This is a genomic window from Planktothrix sp. (assembly GCF_046067725.1).
Lineage (GTDB): Bacteria > Cyanobacteriota > Cyanobacteriia > Cyanobacteriales > Microcoleaceae > Planktothrix.
The window spans coordinates 1-8,931 of the sequence record NZ_JBJUDF010000320.1 but is presented as its reverse complement, the minus strand read 5'-3'; the positions used below and the strand labels follow the sequence as shown (position 1 = coordinate 8,931).

Here is an 8,931-nt window from a genome sequence, read left to right as displayed (position 1 = left end):
GGTTATGCAAGGGGGAAATTGCCACTGCAACTTTAGTGATACATGAGTTATTATTTGGTTGTTTACGGCTTCCTGATTCAAAGAGAAGGCAAGATTTGGAGGATTATATTAGGAATGTGGTTTTGGCACAGTTACCTTTGTTTGATTATGATTTAAAGGCGGCAAAATATCACGCACAGGAAAGAGCAAGATTGTCTAAAGTGGGAAAAATACCTGCTTTTGGTGATGGACAGATTGCTGCTATTGCGTTTACTAATAATTTAGTTTTAGTAACTAATAATGTTTCTGATTTTCAATATTTTAATAGGTTGAGAATAGAGAATTGGTTTAATATTAGTGAAGGTGGGGTTTGAGTTATGAGTGAGTGGAAAGAGACAGAAATAGGTTTAATTCCTAAAGATTGGGAAGTGGCTGAATTAGGTAAAATAGCAGATGTTACAAAATTAGCTGGCTTTGAATTTACTGAATATATTGAATATATTGAAGGCGGGGAAATCATCGCTTTAAGAGCATTGAATGTTAGGAATGGAGAATTAGATTTAAACGATGTAAAAACAATTTCAAAAAATGCCTCAGATTCTTTAGTAAGGTCTAAGCTATATAAAAATGATATATTATTTACTTATGTTGGAGCCAATATCGGACAATTTGCTTTAGTGGATGCCGATGACAAGTACCATTTAGCACCTAATATTTGCAGAATTAGAGTATCTAACGAGTTTTACACATATTTTTTATTTAGTTATTTTAGAACAGAAACATTTAAAAAAATAGTTAATAAATATGTAGTTGGAAGTTCACAACCTACACTTCCAATGAAAAATATTAGACAAATAACTGTTCCTTATCCTTCTAAAGCAGAACAAAAACAAATAGCTGATATTCTATCCTGTCTCGACAACAAAATAGACAACCTCCGTCGCCAAAACGAAACCCTAGAAAAAATAGCACAAACGCTGTTTAAGCATTGGTTTATTGACTTTGAATTTCCCAACGATGACGGCAAACCTTATAAATCATCCGGTGGTGCGATGGTTGCTTCTGAGTTGGGGGATATTCCCGAAGGGTGGCGTGTTGGGAAGTTGGGGGAAGTAGCTGATATTACTTCTAGCAAACGTATTTTTCAATCAGAATATCAAGATTCAGGAGTTCCATTTTATCGTTCTAAAGAAATTATAGAGTTATCTTTAGGACAATCAATAAGCACTGAATTGTATATAAGCTTAGAAAAGTTTAATGAAATAAAGGAAAAATTTAGTATTCCTCAAGAAGGTGACATTTTACTAACTTCTGTGGGTACAATTGGTATTTCTTATATAGTCAGAAAAAATGATTATTTTTATTTTAAAGATGGAAATTTAACATGGATAAAAAACTTTAGGAATGGATTTAATGGTATATTAATTTATTTCTGGCTAAAAGATGAGTTAACACAGCAACAAATTAAAGTTAGTACAATTGGTAGCACTCAAAAAGCTTTAACAATTCAAGCATTAAATAATTTAACGCTAATTATATATAACCCATTAGTTTTATCAAAATTAATACCATTTTTTGTTCCTATTTACCGAAAAATTGAGCAGAATACTAATCAAATCCAAACCCTAACTAAAACCCGTGACACTCTATTACCTAAATTAATGAGTGGTCAAATTAGGGTTAAGGAAGGTGAGAGTATAATAGAGGAGGAGTAAAACCATGAGAATATATTTAGATACCAGTGTATATAATCGCCCTTATGATGACCAAACACAAGCTAAAATATACCTAGAGACTCAAGCTGTCCTAATCATCCTTAATTTAATAGAAACCCAACAGATAGAATCCGTAAACTCATCAGTATTAGAATATGAAAATCAGAAAAACCCAGTTCTTATCATCCAAACAGCTATTAAGAAATACCTCACCGAAGCTAGTTTATTTCAACCTCTAAATGAAACCATCAGGCAAAGAGCAAAACAACTGGAAACAGAAGGCATAAAGCCCATAGATGCCCTTCACGTTGCTAGTTTTGAATCTTCAAAAAGTAATTATTTTATCACTTGTGATAAACGACTACTCAACCGTTGTCAAGCCCTAGCCATCCCAGCCATTAATCCTATTAATTTTATCGAGGAGTTAGATGATGAAAATTAATCTTAACAACGACCAACAAATTATAGATGAAGTCTTTAATATTTTAATCGAAAATTTAGACCCTTCTAAAATCAGCCGTTTTTGGGCAATTTGTAACTTAGGAAGTGGGGAATATTCCGAACTCAAAGACAAACTCTTTGCTGGAGAAACCGTTGATAGTCTTTATGAAAAAATCCAAGCACAAGAAAACAATGATTAAACTACAGAAGAATTTCTAAACTTTGCCCGCTTTCTCGATCAAATATAATCTTAAATTATGGCATTTACCACCGAAGACGAAATCGAACTTTACAACCTAGAACTACTTGAAACCCTCGGTTACAAGTATCAATATGGTTATGATATTCAACCGGAAGGTCAACACTCAGAACGAGAAACTTTTAGTGATATCTTGTTAAAAGATAGGCTGAAAAATGCCATCGCCAAGCTTAACCCTGATATTCCCTTAGAAGCTAGAGAAGAAGCCTTTCAACAAATTACAACCCTGAACACTCCTGACCTTCTCAATAATAACGAAACGTTCCATCAATACCTAACAGAAGGAATAGATATTGAGTATCAATGGAATGGAGAAAGCAGAGGCGGTAAGGTTTGGTTAATTGACTTTAATCATCCTGAAAATAACGAATTTTTAGCCGTTAATCAATATAAAATTATTGAAGATAACCACAACCGCAGACCGGATATTATTTTATTGATTAATGGTTTACCCTTGGTTGTCATTGAACTCAAAAATGCTTCTGATGAACAAGCTGATTTGAAAGCAGCTTACAATCAATTACAAACTTATAAACGAGAAATTCCGAGTTTATTTACCTACAATGCTTTATTAATTATTTCCGATGGTTTAGAAGCTCGTGTGGGGTCACTCTCGGCTGATTTTAACCGTTTTCTGGCTTGGAAAACCCCCAACGGTCAACAAGATTCTAACCGCAATGAATTAGAAATTTTAACCAACGGTATCCTCAATAAAACCACACTTCTCGACTTTATCCGGCATTTTACGGTTTTTGAAAAAGTTAAATTTGTTAACCCTGAAACCCAAGTTACAACCCTACAAACCGTTAAGAAAATTGCAGCTTATCATCAATATTATGCCGTTAATAAAGCTGTTGAATCCGTTTTAGAAGCAGTGATTAGGGGAGATTCTAAAGGGGGTGTCGTTTGGCATACCCAAGGAAGCGGTAAATCTCTGACAATGGTTTTTTTAACGGGAAAATTAGTATTAAAACTCAATAACCCGACGGTTGTTGTTTTAACCGATAGAAATGATTTAGATGACCAACTATTTGATACCTTTGCTGGCTGTCGTCAACTGTTACGTCAAGACCCCCAACAAGCAGAAAATCGCGCCCAAGTTCGAGAGCTTTTAACCGTTGATTCTGGGGGGATTGTATTTACAACAGTACAGAAATTCTCACCCGAAAATAACGAAACCTCTTATTCTGAAATCAGCAAACGCTCTAATATTATTGTCTTAGCCGATGAAGCTCACCGCAGTCAGTACGGCTTTAATCTTAAACAAATTGACCTCAAAGATGCAGAAAAAAATGTTATCGGGAAACAGACAAAAAAAGGCTTTGCTCAGTATATGCGGGATGCTCTCCCCCATGCTACTTTTGTCGGGTTTACCGGAACTCCTGTAGAACAAACTGATAAAAATACCCCGGCTGTTTTTGGGAATTATATTGATATTTATGATATTGCTCAAGCGGTGAAAGATGGAGCAACAGTTCCCATTTATTATGAAAGTCGGTTAGTGAAAGTACACCTCGATGAGAAAGGAAAAAAACTGTTAGATGAACTCGATGATGATTTGCAATATGAAGACTTCAGCACTACTCAAAAAGCTAAAGCGAATCAAACCCAATTAGAAGCTATTATCGGTTCTACCAAACGGTTAAAAATGATTGCTAAGGATATTATTACCCACTTTGAACACCGACAAAGAGTTAACCGGGGTAAAGGAATGATCGTTACAATGAGTCGTCGCATTGCTGCTGATCTTTACGAGAATATTGTTAAATTGCGTCCTGACTGGCATAGTGATACTCTCCATAATGGCAATATTAAAGTAGTGATGACAACCGCAGCATCCGATGAGGAAAAACTCGTTAAACACCACACCCGTAAAAAAGACCGTCAAATTCTTGCTCAACGCCTCAAAGACCCCGATAATTCCCTAGAATTAGTCATTGTTTGTGATATGTGGTTAACGGGTTTTGATGCCCCTTGTCTGCATACAATGTACATTGATAAATCGTTAAAAGCCCATAATTTAATGCAAGCGATCGCCCGAATTAACCGAGTTTATTTTGAGAAAACTGGAGGGTTAATTGTTGATTATTTAGGGTTAAATCATGAACTCAAAAACGCCCTTTCTTTTTATTCTCAAAGTGGGGGCAAAGGTGATCTTTATAGTGACCAAGAAGAAGCCGTTAATATTTTTCTAGCTAAGTTAGAAATTGTGGAACAAATCATGGCGGGTTGTCCTTATCAAGATTATTTTACAGCCTCCACAGGAGAAAAACTAAATTTATTAAAAACCGCCACAAATTATATTGCTGACCCGTCTGTTAAAACTCCCTTTCAAAATGCGGTTGTTGCCCTTTCTAAAGCATTTTCTCTAGCAGTTCCCCATCCTGATGTGCTTAGAGAAGCGGAAAAAGTGTCTTTTTTCCAAGCTATTCAAGCCAGTTTGAGGAAGTTAGAACCCAGTGATGGAGGTGTGAGTAACACTGAAATTGAAACCGCCATTCGTCAAGTCGTAGACCAAGCGCTTGTTTCTAGTGCGGTGATTAATATTTTTGATGAAATTGGAATTAAGAATCCTGATATTTCCATTATTTCTGATGAATTTATGGAAGAAGTGCAGGGAATGGAACATAAAAATTTAGCCGTTGAATTATTAACTCGTTTATTAAAAGATGAGGTAAAAGCCAAAAGTCGTACGAATATTGTTCAAAGTCGCAAACTGTCAGAAATGGTAGAAGAAGCGTTGCGAAGATATCAAAATCAAGTGATTAGTGTAACGGATATTATTGAGGAATTATTAGGAATTGCTAAGGATACCCAAGCTGCCAATAAACGGGGGGAAGAATTACAATTAGAACCTTATGAATTAGCCTTTTATGATGCTCTCGCTCAAAATGAAAGTGCTACAGAAGTAATGGGGGTTGAAAAGTTACGAGAATTAGCAATTGTTTTAGTTCAAAGAATTCGGCAGAATGCAACAATTGATTGGAATTTGAAAGACAGCGTTAGAGCTAGAATCAAAGTGATGGTTAAACGCTTACTGAATCAATATGGTTATCCCCCTGATATGCAGGCGTTAGCCACTGAATTAGTATTAGAACAAGCAAAAGTATTCACCGAGTTTGTGGTGGTATGAAATCCTTAACGATTTGAATCTATCCTCAGATAGAAAATAGGAATTACTCTTGAGCATTAGCATTCCTCAACTGTTGAACAACCGATTTATAACCATTAAATTCAGCTAACATTAAAGCCGTATATCCCCCCTGATTTTTTTGATTAATATCTGCACCAAACTGAATTAATAATTTAACCGTTTCTTCATAACCCTTTGCAGCCGCCCACATTAACGCTGTTGAACCGGAATTATCTTTTAAATTAAAATCGGCTCCTCGATTTAACAAGACCTGAACTATCCTCAGATCCCCCCGCATCGCTGCTTTCATTAAAGCGGTTTTCCCCTGGTCTGCACAACCATTAATATCGGCTCCCGCCTCTAATAAAATCTCAATTAATTCTATATTACCCGATTGAATAGCAACCGTTAATATTGTTTCTCCGAATACTTTATTATTTAAAATATGAGATAAATTTTCTTGTTTTAATGATTGAATTAATTTCTTAAAAATAGAAGAATAACCTTGTAAAATTGCCACCATTAGGGGCGTATCACCCAACCGATTTTTAACATCGACTTTCGCCCCCCAATTTAATAATAATTCTACCAACTCTAAATGACCTTCAACCACAGCTAAATTTAAAGCCGTTTCTCCATCTTGATCTTGAAGATTAAGATCAGCACCCGCTTCTAATAATAATTCTGCGATCGCAACATGACCCGCCGCCGCAGCCGCCATTAACGCCGTTCCCCCATCATTATTGATCCGATTAATATCAGCACCCGCCCCTAATAAAACTTGAACTAATTCCAAATTTCCACCATCAACCGCTAACATTAATGGGGTTTCTCCCTCGCGGTTACAAACATTCACATCTACCCCAGATTCTAATAAAATTTGTACCGCTTGTATCCCTTGTTGTTGAATTGCTTGTAACAGTAATAAACCCACTTTTGAATCAGAATTTTCCTTCTTCAGCAAAACCTCAACAATCGATAAATGTCCCTGAGATAATGCTAATTTTAAAGCCGTATCTCGATCTTGATCTTCAATGGTAACATCAGCACCCGCCCTTAATAATAAATCAACCATTTCGATATCACCCTTAACAGACGCCACCATCAACGCCGTACTTCCATCTTCATTTTTGGCATTAATATGAGCTCCCCGTTCAATTAATAAACGAACCACATCTAATTGATGATGAGCCGCCGCCAACATTAACGCCGTCATGCCATAGCGTTTACTGGCATAATTAATATTGGCTCCTTTATCGATCAAAATTCGAGCAATTTCGGTATATCCCTTCGTCGCCGCCAACATTAAGGCGCTAATCCCTTCTTTATCCTTCGCATTCGGATTAACACCCCTATAGAGTAACGCGCGGGTGTTAATCAGATTCCCTGTTTTAACAGCATGAATCAATTGATTGTATTGTTGAGTTGCGCCCATATTGGGTTTCGGGGGTTAGAGTAGGGGTGTGAACACTTCTCCAGAATCTTCGCAGGCAGATCAAAAAAGATCAAGTGTTCCCAGACGATTAGGCGTGACGGGTAAGGCTGAACTGGTGTATGCTAAGTTTTATTAAGTTTTATGAATTCCTCAGAGAACACTATGGACTTGCCGATTCCAGCATCAATTAAACCTTGGCTGAACTTCTTTCACCCTCTGCTGATGTGGGTTTTATTGGGATTATCCGTTTATGCGATGTATTTGGGGGTGCAAATTCGTCGTACCCGTGAAGCCCAAGGAGACACCAAAAAAGAATTAATTAAAGGAAAATTTAATCTTAAACATCACCAAATCGGTTCTCTGCTGTTAGCGTTGATGGTTTTGGGAACCATTGGAGGCATGGGCGTAACTTATATTAACAATGGCAAACTATTTGTTGGCCCCCACCTGTTAGCCGGACTGGGAATGACCGCCATGATAGCCGTTTCTGCTTCCTTAACCCCCTATATGCAAAAAGGAGCCGATTGGGCTAGAGTTAGCCACATTGCGCTCAATACCCTAATTCTAGGACTCTTTGCGTGGCAAGCTGTCACCGGAATGGAAATCGTACAACGAATTATTAGCAATATGTAATTCCTACGGGCGGGAAAACCCCGCCCCTACAAAATAACCGATTAAGACGCTTTGGCTTCTTCAATGAAACTCACAGAATTAACTCGATAGCCGTAAAAATTAATTTGATAATCCGTAATTTTCACGCCCGTTTGTTGTTCAACTAAAGTTAATAATTCTGGGGGTAATTCAATATGGATATCTAAAATTTGATCCGTATCCAAACAATGAACATGAGAATGGGAATCGCTGATATGACCATATAAACGACCATCAGAGCGTTCCACACACTCAATAATATTTTCACGGGATAAAGCTTCTAAATTTTGATAAACCGATGTATGACCAATCGCTTTTCCCTGTTGATTTAATCGATCATAAATGTCCCTAGCGGACAAATGTTCCTGAGCTTGCCAAAGTAACTCTAAAATTAAACGGCGCTGACGACTGAGCCGCATCCCTCTGGCTTGACAAGAATTTATGGCATCTTCTAAAGAACGAATCGGTTTCACTACTCTCGCCTCAGTTTATTTATCTAATCTAAATAAGTTTTGAGATAACAGATTAAACACTCACACTATACTTCTATTCTATCTTAAGAATTTTAACCAACTTCAGTTATCCCCTCCCCTCTAAAATGAATCTTAAATCGACAGCAACAAAGGTTGACATTGAATGGCAATTACAATAACGCTAAATTCTGAGCAAGTAAATCATTTAGATTTGTCCCCGGTTCAAACCGTGATTGATCCCCTCCTCGAAAACAGCGAGATTACCGCTTATGAACAGCAAATTCGCTTCGTCATCAACTATTCTCGTGACCCAGAAGACCCCAGAGAAATCTCTGAAGTTCCTGAAGTCCGATTATGGTTCATTCGCCTCGATGCTTACTATCCTTGGTTTCCCTTCGTTTTGGACTGGAAATCCGGTGAATTAGCTCGTTATGTCGCCATGTTAGTTCCTCACCAATTCCATCGTAGCGAAGGCATCCAATATAACCCCGAAGCCCTAGAAATCTTTTTAATGCAAAAAATCTTTATCCTCAACCACTGGCTCACCCAACACAACCTCTCCCCCAAATCCCGCCTCATGTCCATCGCCCAAATGCTCGGCTACGACCTCGATGATTCCTTCTTTGAACATATTGTTAGGGAATAGGGAACAGGGAACAGAAATTTCTCCCCCTGCCTCCCCTGCCCCTCTTCTCCCCCTACTCCCCAGGGCTGTTTCATTCTCTCTCAAAAACCTTTGTGACCTAACCCCCCAGCCCCCTTCCCTAATAGGGAAGGGGGAGTAATTAATGATTTTTGATGTTTAATAGTAATAATTAGTCCCCCCTCTCCTTGCAGGAGAGGGG

9 protein-coding genes are annotated in these 8,931 nt (G+C 37.6%); 7 read left to right on the top strand and 2 right to left on the bottom strand.

Features of this window, described 5'->3' with window-relative positions; all coding sequences use genetic code 11:
* The 5 genes from ACKPEB_RS19845 to ACKPEB_RS19825 form a co-directional block, all read left to right on the top strand.
* The coding region (locus tag ACKPEB_RS19845) for a type II toxin-antitoxin system VapC family toxin (RefSeq protein WP_408966719.1) at positions 1-353 on the top strand (353 nt) is incomplete at its 5' end.
* Between the two features lie 3 nt (positions 354-356).
* Complete coding sequence (locus tag ACKPEB_RS19840; protein WP_408966718.1) at positions 357-1,694, top strand: restriction endonuclease subunit S; 1,338 nt, start codon at positions 357-359, stop codon at positions 1,692-1,694.
* Positions 1,695-1,698: 4 nt separating this feature from the next.
* Positions 1,699-2,136 carry a PIN domain-containing protein gene (locus ACKPEB_RS19835; RefSeq protein ID WP_408966717.1) on the top strand — a complete coding sequence of 146 codons (438 nt, stop codon included), beginning with the start codon at positions 1,699-1,701 and terminating at the stop codon, positions 2,134-2,136.
* Complete coding sequence (locus ACKPEB_RS19830; RefSeq protein WP_408966716.1) at positions 2,123-2,335, top strand: hypothetical protein; 213 nt, start codon at positions 2,123-2,125, stop codon at positions 2,333-2,335. The genes ACKPEB_RS19835 and ACKPEB_RS19830 overlap by 14 nt, the downstream gene beginning before the upstream one ends.
* A 57-nt stretch (positions 2,336-2,392) precedes the next feature.
* On the top strand, positions 2,393-5,527 hold the full coding sequence (locus ACKPEB_RS19825; protein WP_408966715.1) for a type I restriction endonuclease subunit R: 3,135 nt from the start codon (positions 2,393-2,395) through the stop codon (positions 5,525-5,527).
* 43 nt (positions 5,528-5,570) lie between these two features.
* Here the strand turns inward: ACKPEB_RS19825 and ACKPEB_RS19820 are convergent, their stop codons facing one another.
* On the bottom strand, positions 5,571-6,962 hold the full coding sequence (locus ACKPEB_RS19820; RefSeq protein WP_408966714.1) for an ankyrin repeat domain-containing protein: 1,392 nt from the start codon (positions 6,960-6,962) through the stop codon (positions 5,571-5,573).
* A gap of 162 nt (positions 6,963-7,124) precedes the next feature.
* Here ACKPEB_RS19820 and ACKPEB_RS19815 point away from each other — a divergent pair, with 162 nt between their 5' ends.
* Positions 7,125-7,595, top strand: a complete 471-nt coding sequence (locus ACKPEB_RS19815; RefSeq protein WP_408966713.1) for a DUF4079 domain-containing protein — start codon at positions 7,125-7,127, stop codon at positions 7,593-7,595.
* A gap of 41 nt (positions 7,596-7,636) precedes the next feature.
* On the opposite strand, the gene ACKPEB_RS19810 is transcribed toward ACKPEB_RS19815, so the two are convergent.
* Entirely contained in the window at positions 7,637-8,086 is a 450-nt protein-coding gene (locus tag ACKPEB_RS19810; protein ID WP_408966712.1) for a Fur family transcriptional regulator, read from the bottom strand.
* A 163-nt stretch (positions 8,087-8,249) separates the two neighbouring features.
* On the opposite strand from ACKPEB_RS19810, the gene ACKPEB_RS19805 reads away from it, so the two are divergent.
* A complete protein-coding gene (locus ACKPEB_RS19805; protein ID WP_408966711.1) occupies positions 8,250-8,732 on the top strand; it encodes a CRR6 family NdhI maturation factor in 483 nt (160 codons plus the stop codon).
* Positions 8,733-8,931 lie beyond the last annotated feature (199 nt).

Coding starts and splice junctions, on each gene's coding strand:
- ACKPEB_RS19840 (WP_408966718.1), top strand. CDS start 357: ATGAGTGAGTGGAAAGAGACAGAAATAGGTTTAATTCCTAAAGATTGG.
- ACKPEB_RS19815 (WP_408966713.1), top strand. CDS start 7,125: ATGGACTTGCCGATTCCAGCATCAATTAAACCTTGGCTGAACTTCTTT.
- ACKPEB_RS19830 (WP_408966716.1), top strand. CDS start 2,123: ATGATGAAAATTAATCTTAACAACGACCAACAAATTATAGATGAAGTC.
- ACKPEB_RS19820 (WP_408966714.1), bottom strand. CDS start 6,962: ATGGGCGCAACTCAACAATACAATCAATTGATTCATGCTGTTAAAACA.
- ACKPEB_RS19825 (WP_408966715.1), top strand. CDS start 2,393: ATGGCATTTACCACCGAAGACGAAATCGAACTTTACAACCTAGAACTA.
- ACKPEB_RS19835 (WP_408966717.1), top strand. CDS start 1,699: ATGAGAATATATTTAGATACCAGTGTATATAATCGCCCTTATGATGAC.
- ACKPEB_RS19805 (WP_408966711.1), top strand. CDS start 8,250: ATGGCAATTACAATAACGCTAAATTCTGAGCAAGTAAATCATTTAGAT.